Annotated in this window: 21 protein-coding genes; 12 read left to right on the forward strand and 9 right to left on the reverse strand. The window is 61.3% G+C overall.

The window, feature by feature from the left end:
- The first annotated feature begins 28 nt into the window (after positions 1-28).
- Positions 29-838, forward strand: coding sequence for a nucleoside triphosphate pyrophosphohydrolase (mazG, locus tag DWU98_RS01450; protein WP_115493692.1), 810 nt, complete (start codon positions 29-31; stop codon positions 836-838).
- A gap of 79 nt (positions 839-917) precedes the next feature.
- Positions 918-1,691 (forward strand): DUF4097 family beta strand repeat-containing protein, encoded by a 774-nt coding sequence (locus tag DWU98_RS01455; RefSeq protein WP_115493693.1) that lies wholly within the window; start codon positions 918-920, stop codon positions 1,689-1,691.
- 4 nt (positions 1,692-1,695) lie between these two features.
- On the opposite strand, the gene DWU98_RS01460 is transcribed toward DWU98_RS01455, so the two are convergent.
- The 4 genes from DWU98_RS01460 to DWU98_RS01475 all read right to left on the reverse strand — a co-directional run bounded on the left by DWU98_RS01460 (position 1,696) and on the right by DWU98_RS01475 (position 6,887).
- Positions 1,696-2,829, reverse strand: coding sequence for an SLC13 family permease (locus tag DWU98_RS01460; RefSeq protein WP_425480206.1), 1,134 nt, complete (start codon positions 2,827-2,829; stop codon positions 1,696-1,698).
- A gap of 88 nt (positions 2,830-2,917) precedes the next feature.
- Entirely contained in the window at positions 2,918-3,547 is a 630-nt protein-coding gene (locus DWU98_RS01465; RefSeq protein WP_115493695.1) for a glutathione S-transferase family protein, read from the reverse strand.
- A gap of 149 nt (positions 3,548-3,696) precedes the next feature.
- Positions 3,697-6,180: an ABC transporter permease gene (locus tag DWU98_RS01470; protein WP_115493696.1), complete on the reverse strand. Its 2,484-nt coding sequence runs from the start codon at positions 6,178-6,180 to the stop codon at positions 3,697-3,699.
- Positions 6,177-6,887 (reverse strand): ABC transporter ATP-binding protein, encoded by a 711-nt coding sequence (locus DWU98_RS01475; RefSeq protein WP_115493697.1) that lies wholly within the window; start codon positions 6,885-6,887, stop codon positions 6,177-6,179. The genes DWU98_RS01470 and DWU98_RS01475 overlap by 4 nt, the downstream gene beginning before the upstream one ends.
- On the opposite strand from DWU98_RS01475, the gene DWU98_RS01480 reads away from it, so the two are divergent.
- The 3 genes from DWU98_RS01480 (at position 6,886) to DWU98_RS01490 (ending at position 9,330) form a co-directional block, all read left to right on the forward strand.
- Positions 6,886-7,497 carry an arylesterase gene (locus tag DWU98_RS01480; protein WP_115493698.1) on the forward strand — a complete coding sequence of 204 codons (612 nt, stop codon included), beginning with the start codon at positions 6,886-6,888 and terminating at the stop codon, positions 7,495-7,497. The two genes, DWU98_RS01475 and DWU98_RS01480, sit on opposite strands and share 2 nt — an antisense overlap.
- Positions 7,498-7,599: 102 nt before the next feature.
- The gene (locus DWU98_RS01485; protein ID WP_115493699.1) at positions 7,600-8,331 is read left to right on the forward strand and encodes a response regulator transcription factor; all 732 of its coding nucleotides are present in this window, start codon (positions 7,600-7,602) and stop codon (positions 8,329-8,331) included.
- A 15-nt stretch (positions 8,332-8,346) separates the two neighbouring features.
- Positions 8,347-9,330 carry a sensor histidine kinase gene (locus DWU98_RS01490; protein WP_115493700.1) on the forward strand — a complete coding sequence of 328 codons (984 nt, stop codon included), beginning with the start codon at positions 8,347-8,349 and terminating at the stop codon, positions 9,328-9,330.
- Between the two features lie 115 nt (positions 9,331-9,445).
- Here DWU98_RS01490 and DWU98_RS01495 read toward each other — a convergent pair whose 3' ends face one another.
- On the reverse strand, positions 9,446-10,801 hold the full coding sequence (locus tag DWU98_RS01495; protein ID WP_115493701.1) for a 3-oxoacid CoA-transferase subunit B: 1,356 nt from the start codon (positions 10,799-10,801) through the stop codon (positions 9,446-9,448).
- A 214-nt stretch (positions 10,802-11,015) separates the two neighbouring features.
- Here DWU98_RS01495 and DWU98_RS01500 point away from each other — a divergent pair, with 214 nt between their 5' ends.
- Positions 11,016-11,963: an isoaspartyl peptidase/L-asparaginase family protein gene (locus tag DWU98_RS01500; RefSeq protein ID WP_115493702.1), complete on the forward strand. Its 948-nt coding sequence runs from the start codon at positions 11,016-11,018 to the stop codon at positions 11,961-11,963.
- A 172-nt stretch (positions 11,964-12,135) separates the two neighbouring features.
- Positions 12,136-14,187: a DUF6311 domain-containing protein gene (locus DWU98_RS01505; protein ID WP_115493703.1), complete on the forward strand. Its 2,052-nt coding sequence runs from the start codon at positions 12,136-12,138 to the stop codon at positions 14,185-14,187.
- A gap of 719 nt (positions 14,188-14,906) precedes the next feature.
- Here the strand turns inward: DWU98_RS01505 and DWU98_RS01510 are convergent.
- The 3 genes from DWU98_RS01510 to DWU98_RS01520 are packed head-to-tail and all read right to left on the reverse strand — an operon-like array spanning position 14,907 to position 18,417.
- Complete coding sequence (locus DWU98_RS01510; protein ID WP_115493704.1) at positions 14,907-15,485, reverse strand: response regulator transcription factor; 579 nt, start codon at positions 15,483-15,485, stop codon at positions 14,907-14,909.
- A 54-nt stretch (positions 15,486-15,539) separates the two neighbouring features.
- On the reverse strand, positions 15,540-16,817 hold the full coding sequence (locus DWU98_RS01515; RefSeq protein WP_115493705.1) for an ATP-binding protein: 1,278 nt from the start codon (positions 16,815-16,817) through the stop codon (positions 15,540-15,542).
- A gap of 49 nt (positions 16,818-16,866) precedes the next feature.
- Positions 16,867-18,417: a peptide MFS transporter gene (locus tag DWU98_RS01520; protein ID WP_115494135.1), complete on the reverse strand. Its 1,551-nt coding sequence runs from the start codon at positions 18,415-18,417 to the stop codon at positions 16,867-16,869.
- A 253-nt stretch (positions 18,418-18,670) separates the two neighbouring features.
- On the opposite strand from DWU98_RS01520, the gene DWU98_RS01525 reads away from it, so the two are divergent.
- The 4 genes from DWU98_RS01525 (at position 18,671) to DWU98_RS01540 (ending at position 21,226) form a co-directional block, all read left to right on the forward strand.
- On the forward strand, positions 18,671-19,045 hold the full coding sequence (locus tag DWU98_RS01525) for a diacylglycerol kinase (RefSeq protein WP_115494136.1): 375 nt from the start codon (positions 18,671-18,673) through the stop codon (positions 19,043-19,045).
- A gap of 136 nt (positions 19,046-19,181) precedes the next feature.
- On the forward strand, positions 19,182-19,826 hold the full coding sequence (locus DWU98_RS01530; protein WP_115493706.1) for a LemA family protein: 645 nt from the start codon (positions 19,182-19,184) through the stop codon (positions 19,824-19,826).
- Position 19,827: 1 nt separating this feature from the next.
- Complete coding sequence (locus DWU98_RS01535) at positions 19,828-20,718, forward strand: TPM domain-containing protein (RefSeq protein WP_115493707.1); 891 nt, start codon at positions 19,828-19,830, stop codon at positions 20,716-20,718.
- 1 nt (position 20,719) lies between these two features.
- On the forward strand, positions 20,720-21,226 hold the full coding sequence (locus tag DWU98_RS01540) for a TPM domain-containing protein (RefSeq protein WP_115493708.1): 507 nt from the start codon (positions 20,720-20,722) through the stop codon (positions 21,224-21,226).
- A 143-nt stretch (positions 21,227-21,369) separates the two neighbouring features.
- Here DWU98_RS01540 and DWU98_RS01545 read toward each other — a convergent pair whose 3' ends face one another.
- Positions 21,370-21,945, reverse strand: a complete 576-nt coding sequence (locus tag DWU98_RS01545) for a GspH/FimT family protein (protein WP_115493709.1) — start codon at positions 21,943-21,945, stop codon at positions 21,370-21,372.
- Between the two features lie 119 nt (positions 21,946-22,064).
- Here DWU98_RS01545 and uvrB point away from each other — a divergent pair, with 119 nt between their 5' ends.
- On the forward strand, positions 22,065-24,095 hold the full coding sequence (uvrB, locus tag DWU98_RS01550; protein ID WP_115493710.1) for an excinuclease ABC subunit UvrB: 2,031 nt from the start codon (positions 22,065-22,067) through the stop codon (positions 24,093-24,095).
- The last annotated feature ends 28 nt before the right edge of the window (positions 24,096-24,123 follow it).

Here is a 24,123-nt window from a genome sequence, read left to right on the forward strand (position 1 = left end):
GCCGGTGCGACGGTCATGAGGAACGTGGATGGATTCCGCTAAACGGCACAGCCTCGCCGACCTGCTTGCCATCATGGCGCGCTTGCGCGATCCGCAGAGTGGCTGTCCGTGGGATCTGCAGCAGGATTTCAGCACCATCGCGCCCTACACCATCGAAGAAGCCTACGAAGTCGCCGAGGCCATCGATCGCAAGGATTGGCATGATTTGCGCGCCGAACTCGGCGACTTGCTCCTGCAAGTGGTGTTCCACTCGCAGATGGCGAAAGAACGAGGTCTGTTCGATTTCGACGACGTGGCACACGCCATCAGTGACAAGATGCTGCGTCGTCATCCGCACGTATTCGGCGATGTCACGTATGCCGACGTCGAGGAACAGAAGCGCGCCTGGGACGAGATCAAGGCGACCGAACGCGCCGCGAAAAGCGCAATCCCTGACGACAGCGTGCTTGCCGGCGTCTCGCGCGGCCAGCCCGAATGGCAGCGCGCGCTAAAGCTGCAACAGCGTGCCGCCACGCTCGGTTTCGATTGGCCCGACCATCGGCCGGTGATTGGCAAGCTGCACGAAGAGCTGGCCGAAGTCGCCGTCGAGTTCGAGGCCGGTTCCGACCCGGCCCGGCTGGAAGACGAGATCGGCGACGTGCTCTTTGTGGCGGTCAACCTGGCGCGTCATGCCGGGGTGGATTTTGCCCGGGCACTCAAAGGCGCCAACGCCAAGTTCGAGCGCAGATTTCGCCGTATGGAACAATTGGCCGCCGGAAAGGGTGGCTCGCTTTCCTCGCTGGCGCTGGACGAACAGGAAGCACTCTGGCGGCAAGCCAAAGCCGAGGAACATCGTTAGGGCGGTCCAGTGGGGCGAGCCTTCAACCTTTTATCCGCGCCACGCATCTGAAGTCATCGAACACTCCGGGAGATCTCGCATGCGTTACCTACTTGCTTTGTTGGTCCTCTTGCCGCTATCCGCCATGGGGGCGGAATGCCGGTACTCCGCGCCCCGCGACCTGCATGACGATCTGAACGGCGTGCACCGCGTAGAAATCGAACTGCACAGCCAGGACCTGCATTTGGCCGGCAGCAACAGCGCGGCCGGGCTGCAGCTCAGTGGGCGCGCCTGCGCCTCCTCGCAGGAGCAGCTGGACAATCTGCAAGTCACCTCGCATCGCGAGGGTGATCAGCTCATCATTGAAGTCGGCGAACACCACAGTTTCAATGTGCGCGTATTCGGTGTCTCTTACGCTTACCTCGACCTGCAAGCCCAATTGCCTGCGAACGTCGCCGTCAGCGTCGATACCAATTCCGGCGATGCCTACCTCAGCGGATTGACGCAGCTGCAGGTGCATTCCGACTCGGGCGATCTGCACATCAACGATATCTCCGGCGAAGTGTCCCTTTCGGTTGAATCGGGCGATGCGGAGATTTCCGACGTCGGCAGCCTGCGCGCGGGGTCTGTCGGGTCGGGTGACGTCAAGGCGCGAAATATCCGCAATGGCGTGAACTTCGGTAGCGTCGGCTCCGGCGATATCACGCTGGAGCACGTGGGCGGCAACGTGTATGTCGGCACGATCGGTTCCGGCGACCTGGTGGTGCGGGACGTGCGCGGCGATTTCGTCGTGGGCGCAAAAGGCAGCGGCGACGTCTCGCACAGTGATATTGGCGGCAAGGTAAGCGTGCCGCATGATGACGACGATGACTGATCGCTCAAGCCAGCAGGCGCGTCACCAGATACACCAGCGGCGCGCAAACCAGCAGGAAGGGTAGCGATACCTCATGAAACAGCCGCATACCATGCGGCTGTTTTGCCAGGCGCAGCGCAATCAGGTTCGCGAGCGAGCCGATCACCACGCCGAAGCCCCCCACATTCACCGCCACGGCCAGCGCCAGGGCGTCCTTGGCGCGATCGAGCAGCAGTACGGTCGCCGGTACATTGCTGATCAGCTGCGAGCTGACGATGCCGCTTAGAAAAAGCGCCAGCGGCTGCTGGACGTTGATCGTGTCGAGCGCGTGGCCGACGATCGGCAGCGTCGCGAAATGGCCCAGTCCGAGAAAAATCGCGGCGAAGGTCGCCATCAGCAGCCAGTCGATGCATGCGAGCGTGCGGCGCGAAAACAGCGCAAAGCCAATCACCAGCACCAGTGCACCCAGGGGGGCCTGATGGTATTGCATCATCAGCACCATCAACGCGAGCGCAAGGATGGATAGCGTTGCCATGGCCCTCGAAACGCCATGGCCGTCGAGCCGGTCGGCATGCAACGCGACCCGTTCTTTCGGCATCCAGAACCAGGCGAGTGCGGCGACCAGCAAAAACATCACTGCAGCGGCCGGCAACAGATGCATGATGAACGATGGAAACGGTATCTGCGCATGCTGCCAGATCAAAAGATTCTGCGGATTGCCGATCGGGCTGAGCGTGGAGCCGGCATTCACCGCCAGCGCTTCGAGCACAGCCATGCGCAGGACCGGCAAGTTCGACATGCTGCCAATGGCCAATGTCAGTGGCACCATCAGGAACAGGCTTACGTCGTTGGTGAGCACCATCGACAGCACCGCCGTCATGCTTACCAACAGCAGTGCGACACCGCGCAGTGAATGCACGTGCATGACCAGCATGCCGGCAACGCGCTGCACCAGCCCGCTGTCACGGATGCCCTGGATGGCGATCAGCAAACCCAGCAGGCCGCACAGCGTCGGTATTTGCAGCCACGTCTTGTAGCGTGACCAGGGTTGCGGATCGACGCAAGCCAGCAGCACGGCGAGGGCTGCGAACAACAGCAGCAGCCATTCGTGCCTGATGCGCTTGAGCCATGGGTGCCGATTGAACAGGTTAGTGGCCATCATCCGTATCTTTATCTGTGCCGTCATTCCCGCGATAGCGGGAATCCACAGGCTCTGATGCACAGGGGAAAGATTTGAATAATCGCTTTCACCACTCCGTCAAACCTTCCAGCGCATACAGCTTTTTCCAGCTTGGCCGCGCACGCACCGCATCGGCCAGCCGTTTCAACGCAGGCCAATCCGTCGCCGGTCGTGGCATGTTGCGGGACCATCGCATCAGCATCGTCAGCAGGAGATCAACACCGGAAAAAGTGCTGCCGAGCAGATACGGTCCCTGTGCCGAAAGGTGTGCTTGCAACCTGTCCCACACGCTTTCGATCTTGGCCTGCACCGCGGCGCGAATGTCCGATGGTTCCTCATCGTGAGCCCACTCGTTTGGATAAAACCAGAGCCGATAGGTCGACATCAGCGTATTGCTCAGGAACACCACCCATTGCAACCACGCATCGCGTTCCGGCGTGCCGGCAGGTGGGCTCAATGCCGATTCCGGATGGCGCTCGGCCAGAATGATGAGCAGCGCGCCCGATTCGTACACCGGTCGATCATCGATCAACAAGGTTGGTACCTTGCCGCCCGGATTGAGCTTCAGGTACGCGTCGCTATGTTGGCCACGGTTCTTCAGATCGACGAGTTCAAGACGGTACTCCACGCCGAGTTCGAGCAGCGCCAGGTGCACGACCATGCTGGCGGTGCCGGGGGAGTAGTACAGGGTGTACATGCCTGGATCCTTGTCGTTGCGCGATTTGCTCCTCCCCGCCGAGCAGGAGGGGAGGGCCGGGTGGAGTGAAGCCGTCTTGCGCAGAGTACAAACCACGCAGCGAGCGCACGCAACCCCACCCTATCCCTGCTTGCGCGCAGGGGGCACGATCACTCGGCCCGCAGCAATCGCATCGGCGGCGTATGGGTCACTTTGCGCGTGCCCGCCAATCCAAGCAGCATCACCAGCACCGCCGCAGCCAGGGCAGACCATGCCAGCGGCAACGGCTGCGGCATGAAGTCTTTGATGTGGAACACGCTGCGCCCCAGCCACCAGCCGCCGATCATCGCGCCGAGTGCGGCGGTGATGCCGGCAATCAAGCCGAGCATGGCGAATTCGCAGGCGGCCGCGATGCGCAGCAAACCACGTCGCGCACCTAGCGTGCGCAGCAAGGCGGCTTCATGGCGGCGTTCCTGACCGCTCGTGGCCAGTGCGGCAGCCAGCACCAAAGCACCGGCCAGCAGGCTGAAACCCAGCACCCAGCGTACGGCGCTGGTCACGCGTTGCACGATGTCACGTACGCGATCGAGCAGCGCATCCACATCCACCAGGCTGAGGTTCGGATCATCGCGCGAGAGTGCTGCCAAGGCCTCGGTATGTCCGTGTGGGAGGTAAAAGCTGGCAAGCCAGGTGTGCGGCAGTGCACTGGCGTGGGTGGGATCCAGCATGAGGAAGAAATTCACGCGAAACGATGTCCAGTCCACGTGGCGAAAGCTGGTTACGCGTGCATCGATCTGGCCTTCGCCGACATCGAAGCGCATGGTGTCGCCAAGCTTGAGCGCATACATGTCACGCCACATCGTATCCACCGACACTTCGGCCTGCGCCGGATGCGGTGTGAACCACTGGCCTGCGATCACTGTATTGGCTGGCGGCAGTTCATCGGACCATGATAGGCGGAGCTGCCGATCGCTCCAATCTTTTGCGCGTTCGTCCTTGAAATGCAGGCTGTCGATGGGATGTCCGTTGATGGCCGTGAGCTTGCCGACCGCCAGCGGCATCATGTTGAGCTGATTGGCGCCGATGCGCGCCAGCGCCTTGCTGAAATCGGCGCGTTGATCATCCTGCAGGTTGAGCACGAACCAGTTGGGCGTATCGCTGGGTAGCTCCTTGCGCCAACCGTCCAGCAAGGCCGGGGCGACCACCGCCAGCAACAGCAATGCGGTAAGGCCCATGCTCAGCGCCGTGGCTTGCACGATGCTCAGTCCGCGTCGACGCGCCAGCGCAGCCATGCCCAGCCGCAATGCCGGATGGCCGCCAGGTGCGATGCGCCGCGCGATCCACAACAACAACGCAGCAAGCAAGCCGGCCGTCACGGCCACACCCAGCAAGCTCGCGGCGAGAATACCGGCAAGCTTGGCCGAACCGCTGAGATTCCAGATCAATGCCAATGCTACGACGGCCGGGATGAGATAAAGCACATCGAAGCGCCGAATACGACGCGCCATGCTGGCGCGAAACACCGCGACCGGCGGCACGTCCGCCAGCCGCACCAGCGGCGGCAACGCGAAACCGACCAGCACCGCGATGCCCATGCCTGCGGCGGCGAGTGACGGCAACACGGGCAACACGGTGGGGACACCTGAAAAAAGCTGGCTGGCGAAGTACCAGGCGCCTTGCGCCAGCAGCAGCGCAAGCGCTACGCCGATCAAGGCGGCAGGCAACGCCAGGCCACCCATCGTGCCGAGCAACAAACCGAAAACGCGCGCACGCGACGTGCCCAGTGCGCGCAATAAAGAGACTTCGCCCGTCTTGCGCCGTGCATAACGCTGCGACGCCAACGCGATGGCAACACCTGAAAGCAACGCCGACAGCAGCGCGGTCAAGCGCAAAAACGCATCCGAGCGATCGAAGGCGTTGCGCATGCGCTCCTGTGTTTGCTCGGGTGTGATGAGTTCACCGCCCTGCGGTAACGTGGCCGATTGGGCCCAGCTACGCCAGCTCTGCACGGCGGCAGGCTGACCGGCCAGCAGCACGTAATGCCGTGCGCGGCTGCCGACACCCAGCAGCCCGGCGCGGTCTGCGTCATCGAGATTCATCAGCGCACGCGGCGCCATGGCCACCAGCTCGCCACCATCCGGTTGTTGCATCAGTTCACCGGCAATACGCAGATCGCGGCCACCCAATTGCACCGTATCGCCCACGCGCCGCTGCAGACCGACCAGCGCGCGATGATCCACATACACCGTGCCCGGCGCTGGCCCGTGCGTCACGCGTTGCTGTCCACGTGCATCGGCAATCAGCAGTGTGCCGCGCAGCGGATAAGCCGTGTCGGTCGCCAGCACGTCCAGCAATTGGCTTTGCTGCTGCGCGAAGGCCACGCTGGGAAAGCTCGCCGTGCGGGTCACCGATAAACCACGCTGCTCGCCCATTTGCGCAAATGGGGCTGGAATGGTTTCGGGCGCCGACACGCCCACGTCGCCACCGATCAATTCGGCCGCGCTAGCGAGCACACCACGCTCCATGCGCGTTGTGAGCGTGGCCACCACGCCCAACGCCACCACCGCCAGCACCAGCGACGCCGCCAGCGTGCGCAGTTCCGGCAGATGCCATTCGCGCCGCAGCGTGCGCAAGGCCAGCAGCAGGATCTTCATGCAGGTCGCTCCAAAGGCGCCAAGCGGCCTTCCTGCAATTCCACGCTCCGCACGCAGCGTTCGGCCAATTGCAGGTCGTGCGTCACGAGCACCAGTGTTGTTTGATGATCGCGATTCAACGCGAACAGCAGGTCGCAAACGTGCCGCCCCGTACGTCGATCGAGATTGCCGGTGGGCTCATCCGCAAACAGTACACGCGGGCTGTGTACGAACGCGCGCGCAATCGCCACGCGTTGTTGCTCGCCACCGGAAAGCTGCGCGGGGTAATGCTTGCGGCGCGAGCCGAGGCCGACGGCGTCCAGCGCCGCATGCGCCTTTTCGCGCGCGTCGGATTGGCCTTCCAGTTCCAACGGCAGCATCACGTTCTGTTCGGCCGTCAACGCCGGCAGCAAGTGGAACGATTGGAAGACGAAACCCACCAGTCGGCGTCGCAGATCCGCACGTGCCTCCTCATCGAGCGTCTCCAGCGCGTGCCCGTCCAGTTGAATGCTGCCGTGCGTGGGCGTGTCAAGGCCGGCAAGCAAGCCGAGCAGGGTGGTTTTGCCCGAGCCCGACGCGCCGACAATGGCGAAACTCTCACCCTCGCTCACCTGCATCACCACGTTGCTGAGGATATCCAGCCTTCCCTCGGGACCGATCACCGACTTGCTAACATCGCGAACATCGAGCACGTGTCTTGCAACCACTGGACGAGAACCACCACTCATGCGTCGCTTCCTTTGTCTGTTCGTGCTGTTGTGCTGCGTTATCGGTGCAGTGCAGGCGGCACCCGCGAAAAACGTACTTGTGCTGGGCGACTCGCTGTCCGCTGCACACAACATTCCGGTAGAAGCCGGCTGGGTGCATCTGCTGGAAGTACGTCTCAAGCAAATGGAGCCGGGCTGGTCGGTGATCAATGCCAGTATCAGCGGCGAAACCTCGGTCAGTGGACGCAACCGGCTCCCAGCCCTGCTGGCGCAATACCACCCGCGCGTGGTCATCATCGAATTGGGCGCCAACGATGGGCTGCGCGGACTGCCGCTGGCCGACCTGCGCAGCAACCTCGCCGCCATGATCGATATGGCCCAGCACGCCGGCGCCAAGGTGCTGCTGCTGGGCATTGAAATGCCGGTGAATTACGGGCCGCGCTATCGCGATGGGCTGCGTGCGGTGTACGCCGACCTGGCCAGCCAAAAACACACCGCGCTGGTGCCCTTTTTGCTGGAAGGGATCGCCCTGAAGCCTGCGCTGATGCAGGAGGACGGCCTGCATCCGGTGGCCACTGGCGAGCCGCTGGTGCTGGGAAATGTGTGGCCAAAACTTGAACCGTTGCTGTAATTGTGCGGCCACGACGTTTTCATTCACTGAAATTCACATCGCTCTTACCACCCTAGCGGTTAGCCTTCACAAATGTGAAGACCCCTAGTTGGCGAGGCGACCATGAGTTCACGTGACGAGCATGCAGGGCTGATCCTTCTTGTAGAAGACAACCGTCAGATCGCGGAAATGGTGGGCGAATTCCTGGAGCGGCGTGGCTACTCCGTTGATTTTGCTCAAGATGGTGTCAGCGGCTTGCACCTGGCGGTGTCCAATAGCTACGACGTGGTGGTACTGGACCTGATGCTGCCGGGCATCGACGGCCTGGACGTCTGCCGCAAGCTGCGCGGCGACGCCAAGAAATCCACCCCGGTGTTGATGCTCACCGCGCGCGATACCCTGGAGGACAAGCTGGTAGGCCTGGAGGCCGGCGCGGACGACTACCTGGTCAAGCCCTTCGAAGTGCGAGAGCTGGAAGCGCGCCTGCGCGCCCTGATTCGGCGCGACCGCCGGCAGGTATCCAGCGAAGTGCTGACCGTGGGCGACATGACCCTGGACACGGCCACCCTTCGGCTCACCCGTGCCGGGCAGGAGCTGACGGTGTCCCCGATCGGCCTGAAGCTGCTGGCTATTCTGATGCGGGAATCGCCGAGGGTGGTCAGCCGCCGCGATATCGAACGCGAAATCTGGGGCGATACGCTGCCCGACTCCGATACCTTGCGCTCGCACCTTTACAATCTGCGCCGAGTGATCGACAAGCCGTTCGATCGGCCTTTGCTGCATACCATCCACTCGGCTGGCTACCGTCTGGCCGACTTAGAGGCAGAGACAACGCCCGCCAGCCACATCGCGTAACCGCCCGACATCAATATGACCACAACGGGTGCCCCGGTGCCGCGCGCCACACGCGTGCGCGGCGGCTTTCAACGCAGGCTGCTGCTGATTTTCGGCATGCAGCTCGTGGCGGTGGCTGTGGTTTGTCTGATGGGGTATTACAACGTTGCACCGGCCGCCGCCGTGCTGTTGTTGATCGTGATCGTGAGCTCGCTCACCTGGCTGGCGACGGAACGCACATGGCGGCAGGTCAGCACGCTGGCGCAATGGGTCGGCAACTGGAAAGAGGGGCAGGCCGATCTGGACGCCCTGCAACCGGATCGCCTGCGCCAGGACAATAGCGACATCGCCACCTTGGCGCGCGGCTTCCACAATTTCGCCAGCCGCATCGCCGGCTACAACGAACGCGAGCGCAACTTCACTCGCGACGCCAGCCATGAACTGCGCAGCCCGCTCACCGTCATCAAGATGTCCACCGACATGTTGTCTGACGAGTCGGAGCTGAGCGATTTCGGCATGCGTTCCGTGCAGCGCATACGTCGCGCCACGCGCGAAATGGAAGCGCTGGTGGAGGCGTTGCTGATCCTCGCGCGCGAAGCGGACAACGGTCAGGGCGAACAGGATTTCGTGGTGAACGAGGTGCTGCGTGATGAACTGGATAACGCGCGTGAAATGCTGCACGGCCACCCGATCGAATTGCAGTTGGAGGAACCGGCCGCGTTCGCCTTGCACGGCTCGCCGCGCGTGTTTGCAGTGCTGTGCTGGCAACTGATTCGCCACGCCAGCCAATACACCGGGCAAGGTACCGTGCAGATCACCGTGCAACCTGGCATGGTGAGCGTGAGTGCCCTGGCCAGCGAGGAAAACAGCTCCGCGGCAGCGGGGCAGCACGGTTTCGAATACGCCATCGCGCAACGCATCAGCGAGCGATTTGCGTGGCCGCTGAGTTTGCACGTCCAAGGCGGCAATCGTTATGTGGCGGAGATTCGGTTTCCGAAGCCGTTGCCGGTTACCGCGTAAACCCTCTCGTGTGATGAAGCGTCGCAGGAGAGGAGTATGTCGTGGTTCCCTCCCCTGCGTGCAGGGGAGGGTTAGGGTGGGGGTGGTGGTTCTTTAGCGGCCAGCGCCAGACACGTCAACGCAACGACGCATGCACCTCAAACGGACATCCCGTCTTCGCCTTTACGTCATCCACCGTCGCGCCCGGCTGCAGCTCCAGCAAGGTCAAACCTTTGCCCTTCGCCACTTCGAATACGCACAGATCGGTAATGATCAAATCCACGACCTGCTTGCCGGTGAGTGGCAGGTCGCATTGTGTTTTGATCTTCGGCGACCCGTCTTTTGCAGTGTGCTCCATCAGCACCACGACGCGCTTCACGCCGCTGACCAAGTCCATGGCACCACCGGGGCCTTTGACCATCTTGCCCGGCACCATCCAGTTGGCGAGATCACCGGTGCAGGACACTTCCAGGCCGCCCAGAATCGACAGGTCGATGTGGCCGCCGCGAATCATCGCGAAGGATTCCGCGCTGGAGAAATAGCTCGAACCGGGCAGCGCGGTAATCGTCTGTTTGCCGGCATTGATCAGATCCGGATCGATATGCGCGTCGTCCGGAAACGGGCCGATGCCCAGCAGGCCATTTTCCGATTGCAGTGTCACATCCATGCCTGGCGGAATGAAATTGGCCACCAGTGTGGGAATGCCAATACCGAGGTTTACGTAGAAGCCATCCCGCAACTCTTTTGCTGCGCGCTGTGCCATTGACATGCGGATCGGGCTTTCCTTGCCGGTGTTGGCGCCGGCGATCGTGCGAAATTCGATGCGCTTTTCGTATTTTTCGCCTTTGACGATGCGGTCGATGTAGATGCCTGGCACGTGGACCTGATCGGGCTCCAATTGACCCACCTCGACGAGCTCTTCCACTTCTGCCACGCAAACCTTGCCGCAGGTGGCGATCATGGGGTTGAAATTGCGCGCCGTCTTGCGGAAAACCAGGTTGCCGAGGCGGTCGCCCTTCCATGCCTTCACGATGGCAACGTCGGCGTGGATGGCTTCTTCCAGCACGTATTCCTTCTCACCGAAGCGCTTGGTTTCCTTACCCTCGGCCAGCTTGGTGCCGAATGCCGTGCGCGTGTAGAAGCCCGGAATGCCCGCGCCGCCGGCGCGCAACTTTTCCGCCAGCGTGCCTTGCGGCACCAGGTGCAGTTCCAGTTCTCCGGCCAACACCTGGCGCTCGAATTCCTTGTTCTCGCCCACGTAGGAGGCATACACGCGTTTCACCTGGCGCGTCTTCAACAACGGCCCCATGCCGAAATCGTCCACGCCGGCGTTGTTGCCGACGATCGTCAAACCCTTGGTGCCGGCGGCGAGCAGGGCGCCGATCAGGTTTTCGGGAATGCCGCAAAGACCAAAACCGCCGGCCGCGATGGTCATGCCATCGAACAGCAGACCATCCAGAGCCTTGCTTGCGCTTGCGTAGACCTTTTCCATGAGGGATGCCTTTATTGCAGGGGACCAGTAGTCCATTAGGATACGACGGATCGGTGACGGGACATGCTGTACAAACATCGAAGGGCGCACCGGTAAGGCCTCAAGCCGCCGTACGCCGGGGTCCAATGGCTTCAAAACGCTACGGCAGGGCACGCATTGGACGTGCGAAGTTACTGTCTCCTGACTGTGCTCAGCGCGCTGGGGAGTAGCCGCCATGATGCAAACTGCCACGCCGATATTGGTCATTCATGGCGGCGCGGGGGTGATCAAGCGCGACATGAATCGGGCGAAGGAAAAAGCCGCGCACGCGGCCTTGGTCAGGGCGCTGCAGGAAGGGCATGCCCTGCTTAAGCTCGGCAGGCCGGCCATCGATGCCGTAATGGCAGCTATCGTGGTGCTTGAGGACGATCCGCACTTCAACGCCGGCAAAGGGTCGGTCTTCACCCACGATGGCAAGAACGAAATGGACGCCGCCGTGATGGAAGGCGACGGCCTGCGTGCGGGGGCGGTGGCGGGCGTAGCGCAAGTGAAAAATCCGATCCTGCTGGCACGTGCGGTTATGGAGTATTCGCCGCATGTCATGCTGATCGGCGATGGCGCCGAAGCGTTCGCGAAGGAGCGGGGCATCGCATCGGTCGATCCTTCCTATTTCCGCACCGAAGAGCGTTGGCAGCAACGGCAACGGGCGTTGAAGGAAGACACCGGCCCGACCGAGCACTTCGGCACCGTTGGCGCGGTGGCGCTCGATCGGCGAGGGTATCTCGCCGCGGGTACCTCCACCGGCGGCATGAACGACAAGCGCTGGGGGCGCGTCGGCGATTCGGCGATCATCGGGGCCGGCACGTATGCCGATGCGCATTGCGCAGTCTCAGGCACGGGGTGGGGCGAGTTCTACATACGTGCCATGGCAGCCCACACAATCTGCATGAAGGTATCGACGCTGAATGAATCGCTGCAACGCGCGGCCACCGACGTGATCAATCGAGACATTCCTGCCATGGGCGGGAGCGGCGGAGCCATTGCATTGGATGCGAGCGGCACCATCGCCATGCCCTTCAACACCGATGGCATGTACCGGGGCTGGATCACTGCCGATGGCATACCGCATGTGGCGATTTATGCCGATGAGCTAGATCCGTCGGATCATCGGGGTGCTCCCTAGTCCTCCCTGGAGAACGGACCGTTTTGTGATTCGAGCGAAGAACAACGCGCGCTCGATAACGGCAAGTGTTGCCGCGTCGGCCAATGTGTAATGCTCATGCACCTTTCAAAAAGCGGTGCGCGTAGCAGTGGCAAGCACAGGACGGATATCCCGCATTCTTGATTCGTGGCCGGTGCCCGTCCTCATCGGCGTAGTGGCGTGTGTATGGATCACAGGCGTTGCCATGCTGCAGCCGGGCAACGTCCGTTGGCTGACGCATGGTGATCTGGCGCAGAGCTACCTGGGTTGGGCATTTTATCGTCACGCACCGTGGAGCTGGCCACTGGGCTCCAACCCGCTTTACGGCGCAGGGTTACATACGTCGATCTATTACTCGGACTCCATTCCGCTGCTGGCGATGGTGTTCAAGCCGCTGGCATCGTGGTTGCCGGTGCCTTTCCAATATTTTGGTTTGTGGGTGCTTGCGTGTTTCGTGCTCCAAGCCTGGTTTGCATGGCGATTGCTTGGACTGGCGACCTGCGATGCGCTGGTAAAACTATTGGGCGTGCTGTTTTTTGTGTTCGCGCCGCCGATGCTGGTGCGGCTTGCTGGACACATGGCGCTGGTTGGCCACTGGGTCGTGTTGGCTGCGATCTATCTATGTCTTCGGACCGATCGAAAACGCCAAACGATCGGGTGGACGGTATTACTGGCCGTGGCGATGATGGTTCATGCGTATCTCTTCGCTATCGCAGCAGCAATCTGGGTGGCGGATGTCGTGCATGGTTATCGAACGATGTTGCTGGCGGCCCCTGGCGTGTGGGCATCGCGTTTAAAAACGGTGCTATCGCAAATTTGGCCCGTGATCGTGGTAGCACTGCTCGCCGCGTGGCTGGCCGGGCTGTTCATGGTTTCGGGCCACGGCACGCAGGCGGAAGGCTTCGGCTATTACAAGATGAATGTGCTGGCGCCTATCAACGGGGATGGTTGGTCCACGCTTGGCCTGAACTTCCCGCAAGCGGCGGGTGAGTACGAAGGATTCAATTACTTCGGCGCGGGCGGCTTGGCCATCATGCTGTCGGCGGCGGTTATTTCGTTGATGCGAAGGTCTGCGCCCAGGTCATTGCGCTTGCCGGTTTCCCTGATAGTGATGGCTGTGCTGCTGGCCGTAACCGCCATCACCTGCAATATCGGGATTGGCGCGCTGCAATGGCATATGCCATTGCCCCAGAAATGGTGGGATGCGCTTTCTCGCATTCCCCTTCAGTCGACAGGGCGTTTGTTCTGGGTCGCTTATTACGTCGCCTTGCTCGCGGCACTGTATGTATTGCTGCAAGTGTGTTCGCTACGCTGGCAGAAGGTGGTGCTGGTATGCGCCGCCATTTTGCAGTGCGTGGATATCGGTTCGGGCCTTTCAAGCTTGCATGCGATGCTGTCGGCACGCGCTCATGATCAAGCGGCATGGGGTCTTCGCGGCGCGTTTTGGGACGAAGCGGGCCAGCGCTACACCATGCTCAGCGTGCTGCCGCTATCAAAGCGCAATGACTGGGAGCAACTCGCTTTCTATGCAAACAGCCACCGCATGGGTATGGATGGCGTGCAATTGGCGCGTATCGATATGGACGGGTTCCTTGTGCGCTACAACGCTGGGCAGCAAGCGTTGTTGAGCGATCAGTTGAGCGAGCGAACGCTTTACGTGCTCGACGACCGGGAGGTGGCGGTGGCGCGCAAAGCCATCCCGGCCCAGCGCGCCGCGTTGTTCCAATTGGATGGCAAAAACGTGTTGGCCCCGGGTTGGACGTCGCCCTTGCCTGCGCCGGCCATCGATATGCGAAGCACTACGTCGGCGCTGTCATTTGAGCTTCCATTCAAAAGCGATTTTGCACCCGACGGTGCCGGACGCCTGTTGCTCGGTCGGGGATGGAACGCGACGGGCGAAGGTCTCATGAGCCTTTCCGATGCTGCGACAGTGTTTGTGCCGAGTGGCGATGATGCGCAGCGAACGCTGCATGTTGAGCTCGATCTTCATCGCGCCAATCGTGGCAAGTCGATGGCGATGGGGTTCGAGGCGTGGTTTGAAGGAAAGCGCATCGCCCGTTGCAGCATGGCAAATAGCGGTTGCAGTAGCTGGAGATTCGATGTTCCCAGCGCTGCCAACGACGAATACTTCCGGAGGATCGAACTGCGACCCGATACTCCCAAAGCAAAGCTACGAATTGCGCTTGACGGCGTCGTCGTGCAATAGCGCAATACTACATGCATTAACGCGCCGATGACGTGCCTTTAACGGTGCGCATTTATACTCGCATCGCTAAGCCGCAAGCGCTTGGCATTCGAGCTAAGTTTCTTGTCTTTGTAAGCTAATCCGTTTCTCAGTCGGGATTGATAGGCCTGCTTTCGAGGCCTCATTGCCATTTGAGGAGGTTATATGCTGCATCGAATCAAGAGCTTTAGAGGCATGGCCGTTCTCTTGCTGGGAGTTATGGGCGCCCTCGCATCGTCTCCCGGCGTCCGCGCCCAAGGCACATGTGGTGGGGTGTTGGCTGACTGGATTTCGTCCAGTGGGAGTACGCAGTGGCTGGTTGATACTTCGAGCCTCCAGGGTATCGTTTCTCTCGTTCTGGGTAGTTCTTCTTCTGCGACGATCTCCACCGTGGAGTATGGTGATCTGCAAGCTAGATATTTCCTTACCCCTGGGGGGCTTTCAATTTCGGCCCCCATTAGTGGCTCGCACGCATCATTTAATATGACGCTTGGCAGCCCTGTGTGTGCCGCAGGCGGAAATGAGGTCACTGCCGTCACCGGCGTTACGAATTCCGAGAACAGTCCAGGGGGTGCCTTTTCTCAAGGCAACGGCATTGCTACGCGCATAACGCCGTAGCAGGTTGAACAAGCGGCGTCGTTTAGCGATTACGTACGACGCGGCGGCTCAAATATTCCTGGTATTTGAGCCGTCGCCCGGCATTACGGCCGTTCACGCACCGGATGTTTGCTCAGTTTGCGCTGCAAGGTACGGCGATGCATGCCGAGTCGCCGAGCCGTTTCCGAAATATTGCCATCGCATTCGGTGAGCACGCGTTGGATGTGTTCCCACTCCAGTCGGCGCAAGGCCAGCGGTGCTTCGGGGGCGTCGATCACTTCGTCTTCGGCTTGTGGTGCCGCATCGCTACCCTCGAGCAACGCGCGGACCACGGCGTCGGCGTCGACCGGCTTGGCCAGGTAATCGTGTGCACCACGCTTGATGGCTTCCACGGCGGTGGCGATGGAGGCGTAGCCGGTGAGCAGCAGAATGCGCAGGTCGGGCACCAGCTCGCGCAATTCGGGGATCAGGCGCAGGCCGTTTTCCTCGCCGAGCTTCAGATCGAGCACGCAGTAACGGGGCTGGTGGCGCTGGGCGAGGGCGCGTGCTTCGCCGGTGCTGCTGGCGTTGATTACCTCGAAATTGCGCGACGTCAGGGCGCGGGTGAGCACACGTACAAAGGTTGCGTCGTCATCCACGATGAGTAGCGGACGGGCGGTGGGGACGGGATTGGGGTGATTCATGAGCGATTTCCAGCCATAAGCCTATCTATTTTGCCGGATATGGAGATTGTGCGCTCACTCATCGTGGATGGCCCAGAGCGGCAGCCGCAGACACACCTCCGCGCCACTTTCGGTATTGGTGGCGAGCAATTCACCATCCAGCCGTTCGGCGGTGGCTTCTGCCAGCGCCAGCCCGATACCCAGGCCGCTCTGCTTGCCGCTTTCGCCAATCGCGGTACGCGTGCCGGCGGTGGCAAAGCCTGGGCCGCGATCGCGCACGATCCACTCCAGCCATTGCTTGTCGCGACGCACTTCCAGCGTCACGCTGCTGGAGTCGCGCAGGTTTGACGCGTCCACCGCGTTGTTGAGCAGGTTGAGCAAGGCGTGGCGCAATCCGGGCGGTGATCGAAGTACGAGCTGTTCGATCTGAGGCGCAACATGCAGCTCCAACTCTGCCTCGGGGCGCAAGAGCTGGAAGCGTTCGACGCATCCGCGGATGAAATCGGCAAGCGCGAGGCGTTCGAAGTCCTGCGACAATTGCGCTTTGCCGAACGCGACCATCTCGCGAAGAATCATGCGGCAGCGTTCCACCTGATCTTCCAGCAGCGTGAGGTCTTCGTTCAACCTCATGTCCGCGACATGTTCGCGCCGCAATTCAGGCAGCAATGTGCGCATGGTCGATAGCGGCGTGTTCAATTCGTGCGCCGCGCCGGCCGCTTGCGTGGCAATGGCCATGATGCCTTCATCGCGCAGCGCGCGTTCGCGCACGCGCTGCACCTCTTGCTGTTGCACGCGCACAGCGGTGGCCAGCCGGTTGATAAAGAAGCCGAGCAGCAGTGCCGTGATGCAGAAGTTCACGCCCATGCCCGCGACATGCAGCGAGAAGCCATAGTCGCTGCGCATCTGCTCGTTAATGGGCAGCGGCACATGCCAGCGCAACAGTACGAAGTAGGCCGTGCCGGCAATGGCGGCTACGGCGAGTACCGCGCGTATCGACAAGGCTGCCGCGCTAAGTGCGATGGGCACCAGCAGCAGGGTGATAAAGGGATTGCTCGCGCCGCCGGTGAAATAGAGCAGGTAAACCAGTACCAGTGTGTCTGCGACGATATGACACACTGTCTCCCATTCGCGCACCGGCCACGGCTGGCCGATACGCCATGCGGCAAACACCGCGAACACGGCAAGCAGGTCGATGCCAAGGAACAGCGATAAGGTGGGGATGTCGATGTGCATCCACCACGAGCAAATCATCACCGCTGTGCTCTGACCGGCGATGGCGCACAGGCGCAGCCATGCGAGCGCGCGCGTCAGTGCGAAGGGACCAATGGGTTGTTTGAGTGGGTGTTGCGGCATCGCCGCAGCCTAACAGGCCCCTCTCCTAGAATGGGAGAGGGGCTACGTATCAAGGTGTGTTGAATTCCTCGCTGCGCACGGCGGGCAGCGGCTCATGATTGGTGGCCGGATCTGAATGCGTGGCAGAAAGCTTGTTCATGAGCGGCAGTATGGCAACCGCTACCGCCGTGCAGCCCACGCCGACGAAGCCGAGGATGTTGAACAGGTGCGTGTAAATCGTCAGCGACTGCAGCGGATCGGTGATGTTATCCGGAATGTGCGCGATGTTGGCCATCACGCTGCCCAGGTATTGTGAAATACCGACGGCCACGTAGTAAGCGCCCATCATGAAGCCGCCCATGCGCGCGGGCACATAGCGCGCGATCATCGCCAGGCCCAGGCCGCTCACCAGCAACTCGCCCAGGGAGTACAGGCCATAACCCCAAACCATCACCCACGAAGACACTTGGCCATGGACTGCCCAGTTCGCACCAAAGCCGTACATGAAAAAGCCCAACGCCACCGCCGCAAAACCCCAGGCGAATTTCGTCGCCACGGAAGGATCTTTGCCGATCGCGCCCAGCGAGTTGTAGATGAACACCAGCACCGGGCTCAGCAGCACGATCCAGATGGAGTTCAAGTTCTGATACTGCTCGGGAATCCAGGTGAACAGATGGAAGCCGAACACGCTGAACGACAGATCGACATTGCGCTGCGCGAACAGATTCAGCGAGGTCGCCATCTGCGCATAGAAGATGAAGAAGAAGATGGTCTGGATCGTGAGCACCAGCGCTGCGGTGAGTCCTGCACGTTCGCTGGTATGGCTGCTGCGGATAAGGTGGACGAAGATGCCAAGGATCACGATACCCGCCGCATACACGCACCACTTCGCAACCGTTTCGCTTTGCAGGATGAACGCGGCGATGAAAACCATCACCAGTGCAACCGCCAGCACGGCGATAAGTCGCTTTACGTCGACCGGGCGGTCATCGCTCGGCGAGCCGATGTGCGCCAGCGTGCGCCGCATCAGCGTGAAATTGATCAGGCCAAGAACCATGCCGATGGAGCAGACGCCGAACGCGGTATGCCAACCCAGATCGTCGCCATAGCGCGCGCCGATGTAATTGCGGATCCAGGGCGTCGCCGTCATCGAAATCATCGAGCCGATGTTCACGGCCATGTAGTAGATGGTAAAGGCGCTGTCGATACGCGTTTCATCGCCTTCGTAGATCTTGCGCACCAGGTTGCCGGAGTTGGGTTTGAAGAAACCGTTGCCGACGACGATCACGCCTAGGGACAGATACGTTACGTAGGCGTTATTCGAAGGAATCCACAGCATCGCGTAACCGAGCGCGAGAATCACCGCGCCCATCACCATTGTGCGCCGTGTCCCCAGCAACTTGTCGCCTACCCAGCCGCCGATCGCCGGCGTGGCGTAGATCAGTGCCGCCGCCGCGCCCCAGACCAGGTTGGCCTTGGTATCGATGAAGCCCAGCTTCTTCATCATGAAGGTGACCATCAACACCTGCATGCCGTAGAAGCCGAAGCGCTCCCACATCTCGATCAGGAAGATCGTGGTGAAGGAGCGGGTTTGTGAAACGGGTCGAATCGAAGTTGCCATGGATGCTTCCATAAAACGTGTACTACAAGGCCGTAATCGGCCTGTTATTGGCAGGCCTTTAGCGGGCAAATTTGGCGAAGGGTAACCGATTCGTCATTAGCTTTAAGTTGCATTGCGGCAAGCAAAATCCTGCGGGGAAACGGTGCATCGGCCGGCTTGTGGCATCATGGCGCGCCTGTTGCCGCCTTATCTGGAGCGCCACCCGCCATGCCGAAAAACACCGTCTTTTCCGTGCGTGCAGGCGCTTTTTGCCATGCCGGGTAACGGGTTTCGCGGCGACCCCCGCCAGCTTTGGCGCGCCTTCCGCTGGTCGATGAGCGGTTTGCGCGCCGGCTGGCGCTACGAAGCGTCGTTTCGGCTCGAAGCGATGCTTACCGTCATCCTTGTTCCCGTCGGGCTGTGGGCGGGAAATGGGCCGTTGGAGAAGATTGCCCTGGTATCGCCGGTGATTCTGGTGCTGTCGGTGGAGCTGCTTAACTCCGCGATCGAGGCCGTGGTGGACAAGGTCAGCCCTGAATTTCACGAATTGGCCGGGCGCGCGAAGGATATGGGCTCGGCCGCGGTATTCCTGCTGCTGGTGCTGGTGCTGCTGTGTTGGGGCCTGATTCTCGGGCCGCGCTGGTTCTGAGGCGTTACCGTTGTCCTGCCAGCATGCTCGCTTGCGCGGGAATGACGGCCATGAAAGTAGGTGAGCCCCGCGCAACCAATTGCATCCGCGCAAGCCTGATGCTGCAATGAGACGCCTACAGGAAAGGAGCCCGACCATGAAAAGCCTACGCGCCCTGGTGTTGCTACTGCTGGTCTTCACGCTTAGCGGTTGCGGCTATAACTCGATCCAGAAGCAGGATGAAGCGGTCAAGGCGCAATGGTCTGAGGTGCTCAATCAGTATCAGCGTCGCGCCGATCTCGTGCCCAACCTGGTCAACACGGTGAAAGGCTATGCCGCGCACGAGCAAACGATTTTCACCGAAGTGGCGCAGGCGCGTTCGCGCGTAGGCAGCATCCAGATTACGCCTGAGCTGGCGAACGATCCCGCTGCGCTGGCCAAGTTCCAGGCCGCACAGGGGCAGCTTACCGGCGCGTTGTCGCGATTGATGGCGGTCAGCGAGAACTATCCGAACCTGAAAGCCGATGGCGTGTTTCAGAATCTTCAAGCGCAATTGGAAGGTACTGAGAACCGTATCGCGGTCGCGCGTAATCGCTACATCCAGGCGGTGCAGCAGTACAACTCGATGATCCGCACCTTCCCCAACAATCTCACCGCCAAGATGTTCGGCTACCAGGTGAAGCCCAATTTCTCGGTGGAGAACGAGAAGGCGATTTCCGCGGCACCGACCGTGGATTTCAGCGGCGCGACGCCGTCCGGACAAGCGCCGCCCACCCCGGCCCCCGCTTCGTCGGCGCATTGATATGACGCGGCGCTGGGTGCGCCTTTGGATGATCCTGGCGATGGCGTTGCTGTCGCCTTGGACGGTGCACGCCGACGATCAACCGGCTGTGCCCACGCTGACGCGCCACGTTACCGATCTTACCGGTACGTTGACGGCGCAGCAGATCGATCAGCTCGACACGCAACTGATCAATCTGGAGAAGCAGAAAGGCGCGCAACTGGTCGTGCTGATGATCGGCAGCACGCAGCCGGATGACATCGACGATTATTCGCTGCGCGTGGCAGAAGCGAACAAACTCGGGCGCAAGGCCGTGGACGACGGCGTGTTGCTGTTCATCGCCAAGAACGATCGTCAAGTTCGCATCGAGGTCGGTTATGGCCTGGAAGGTGCCATTCCTGACGCCGCCGCGGCGCGCATCATCCGCGAATACATCGCGCCGAAATTCCGCAACAACGATTACTTCGGCGGTATCAGCGATGCCGTCGGTGCGCTTACGCAACTCGTTAACGGGGAGCCCTTGCCTCCGCCGGTGCACGGTAATGAAGTGGGGCGCCATGGCCCGGACCTGCAGGGCGTTTTTTTCCTCGGCATATTTGTGCTGATCATGATGCGCGGTGTGTTCGGGCGCTTGCCAGCACTGGTGCGTGCGCCGTTAGGCGGATTCGTGGTGGGCGGTGTGCTGTGGCTGATGGCATCGCTCGGCATCGGCATTTTCGGAGCGCTGATCGGCGGCTTGTTCATGCTGCTCCCCGCTGGCGCGGGCCGCTCGATCGGCGGTGGCGGGTGGGGTGGCTTCGGCGGCTGGGGCGGTGGTGGCGGTTTCGGCGGCGGCGGCTTCGGTGGTGGAGGCGGCGGCTTCAGTGGCGGCGGCGGCAGTTTTGGTGGCGGCGGCGCTTCGGGGAGCTGGTGATATGCCTTCACGCAGTCAACGACTCATCGCGAATCTGTTGGAGGGCTGGTTTCAACTCCATCGTCGGTTCCCGCCCGAACTGCTGGATGACATGACCGCTGCCATCGAGGACGGCGAGCGTACGCATCTGGGCGAGGTTCGTTTTGCGATCGAATCGCGCCTTCCGTTGTCGGCCGTCTGGGCGGGCCTGGATGCCAGCACACGTGCGCGGCAGGTTTTCGGTCAGCTTGGCGTGTGGGATACAGAACACAACTGCGGCGTGCTGATTTACGTGCTGATGTCCGAACACCACATCGAGATCGTTGCCGATCGCGGCATCGCGCGGCGTGTGAAGGTGCATGAGTGGATGTCGATCTGCAACGGTATGCGGGAACAATTTACGGCGGGCCAGTGGCGCGCAGGTGTGCTGCATGGCATTACGCAAGTGCATGCATTGTTGGCGAAACACTTTCCCAGCCACGGGCGGTCGCGGCCGGATGAGCTGCCGGATCGGCCGGTGTTGCTTTGAGTTTCGCATCCGCGGACTAATTTGAATTTTCCGTTGGCCATGATGGGCAGCCGGATGCGAGCAAAGCTCGCCTCGATCTCACCCTAACCCTCCCCTGCAAGCAGTGGAGGCGATTACATCTCGCGGTTGATGCGGGCAAGTCGTTATTCGAGCGCTGCGGCACAAGGGGCGTCAGTGCTTTTCCCTTGCTCGCCTCTTACGCGCCCTACACGGGTAATGACGACGAGCAGCACGCGTTGCGGATCGTCCTTCACGCAAAAGGACAGCGTGGCAAAGGTATTGACGGCTGTTCCATCTGGACCAAACCAAATATATTTCTTCCCGCTGTTGCTGGTGATGACGAGCCTGTCGTGATATCCACGGCCCGCATAGCGCGGCGGGCCAACTAGCTGACCGGCACGTGCCGGATCCGCACGGCCGATCAGCCAGCCCTGATTCCATGTGTCCTCGCCGCTGCAGGTGTGCGCGTCGCGGGTTGCGCAAAAGATCATGCGTGCTTGCTCGTTCACGGCCACGCTGCGGGCATGTTGAAGTGCCGCAATGTAATCGGATTGCGCCACGCGCAGTTCGTGGCTCTGCGCCAACCTGTGGAAAGCTGGCACCGCCATCGCCATTGCTACGGCGAGCACCGCGAGCGTCGCGATCTGCTCCACTAACCCAAACCCTTGGTGGCTGCCCCACGCGGCCTTGCTGACGTAATCTGGCTTCATCCAGCCCATGCTAGGCCTCAAATTCAGCGAGCCAAGCGGTCTGAGGGCGGGGCGGCGTCGGGTACTGCTGACAGGCTCTGTCAGTACATGGCATTTAAAATGCGTCCAAACGCCCGCAAAGTATGCCCATGACCGATCGTGACCGTTTCGAACTCGTTTCCGACTACAAGCCCGCCGGCGACCAGCCTGACGCGATCAAGCGCCTGGTGGAAGGCTTTGAATCCGGCCTGGCAGGGCAGACGCTGCTGGGGGTGACGGGTTCGGGCAAGACCTTCACCATTGCCAATGTGGTAGCACAGGTTCAGCGCCCTACGATCGTGCTCGCGCCGAACAAGACGCTGGCGGCGCAGCTCTATGGCGAATTCAAGGAATTCTTCCCGCACAACGCGGTGGAATACTTTGTCAGCTATTACGACTACTACCAGCCCGAAGCCTACGTGGTGGCGTCGGACACCTATATCGAAAAGGATGCCTCGATCAACGATCACATCGAGCAGATGCGGCTGGCCGCCACCAAGGCGCTGCTCTCGCGCAAAGATGCGTTGATCGTCGCAACGGTTTCGGCCATCTATGGTTTGGGTGATCCGGAGGATTATCTTTCGCTCCGCCTGATCCTCGCGCGTGGCGAGCGTATCGATCAGCGCGCCCTGATTCGCCAGCTCACGGAACTGCAATACACCCGCAACGAGATGGAACTGCGTCGCGGTACGTATCGCGTGCGCGGCGAAATCGTCGACGTGTTTCCGGCCGAATCGGAGACCGAGGCGCTGCGCATCGAACTGTTCGATGGCGAAGTGGAAAATCTGTCGCTGTTCGACCCGCTCACTGGCGAGACGATCCGCAAGGTGCCGCGTTACACCGTATATCCGCGTACTCACTACGCCAGCACGCGCGAAAGCGTGTTGAACGCGATCGAGACCATCAAGATCGAGCTGAAGGAACGCCTGGAGCTGCTCTATAAGGAAAATCGGCTGGTGGAAGCGCAGCGCCTGGATCAGCGCACGCGTTTCGATATCGAAATGATGGCCGAGGTGGGTTATTGCCAGGGCATCGAAAACTATTCGCGCCATCTAACGCGTCGCGCACCGGGCGAGCCGCCGCCGACCTTGTTCGATTACCTGCCGCCGGACGCGTTGCTGGTGATCGACGAATCGCACGTCACCGTGCCGCAGCTCGGCGCCATGTACAAGGGTGACCGCTCACGCAAAGAGACGCTGGTGGAATTCGGTTTCCGTCTACCCTCGGCGATGGACAACCGCCCGCTACGTTTCGAGGAGTTCGAGCGTCGCGCGCCACGCTCCATTTATGTTTCCGCTACACCCAGGGCGTACGAGCTGGAAAAATCCGCTGATGCGGTCGTGGAACTGGTGGTGCGTCCCACCGGTCTGGTCGATCCCGAGGTGGAAGTGCGGCCGGTGCGCACGCAGGTGGACGATTTGCTCGGCGAAGCAAAAAAGCGCATCGCCATGGGCGATCGCGTACTGGTCACCACGCTCACCAAGCGCATGGCAGAAAATCTCACCGAATACCTGAGCGAACACGATATCAAAGTGCGCTATCTCCACTCGGATATCGAAACGGTGGAGCGCGTGGAGATCATCCGCGACCTGCGCCTGGGCGAGTTCGACGTATTGGTGGGTATCAACCTGCTGCGTGAGGGTCTGGACATGCCCGAGGTGTCGCTGGTCGCGATTCTTGATGCCGACAAGGAAGGCTTCCTGCGTTCTACCGGCTCGCTGATTCAGACCGTTGGGCGCGCGGCGCGCAATGTGCGTGGCAAGGCGATCCTCTATGGCGACGAAGTGACACGCTCCATGCAGGCGGCGATCGAGGAAACCAACCGCCGCCGCGAAAAGCAGGTCGCGTGGAACCAGGCGCATGGCATCACCCCACAATCGGTGGTGCGCCGCATTGCCGACATCATGGAAGGCGCGCGCAGCGACGTGCCGGGCAGGGCGCGCGGCAAGGCTGGACGTGGCCGCGCCACCGCCGTGGCCGAACAGGCCGCCGACTATGCGAACCTGAACGCCGATCAGGCCGCGACGCTGATCAAGCGGCTGGAGGCCGATATGCGCAAGCATGCCGAAAACCTGGAGTTCGAAGAAGCCGCCCGCTTGCGCGACAAAATCCACCAGCTCCGTGAGCGGGCCACACGTTAGGCAGCACTTGTCTCCCTCCCCTGCCTGC

Source organism: Dyella monticola, from assembly GCF_003363155.1.
Lineage (GTDB): Bacteria > Pseudomonadota > Gammaproteobacteria > Xanthomonadales > Rhodanobacteraceae > Dyella_B > Dyella_B monticola.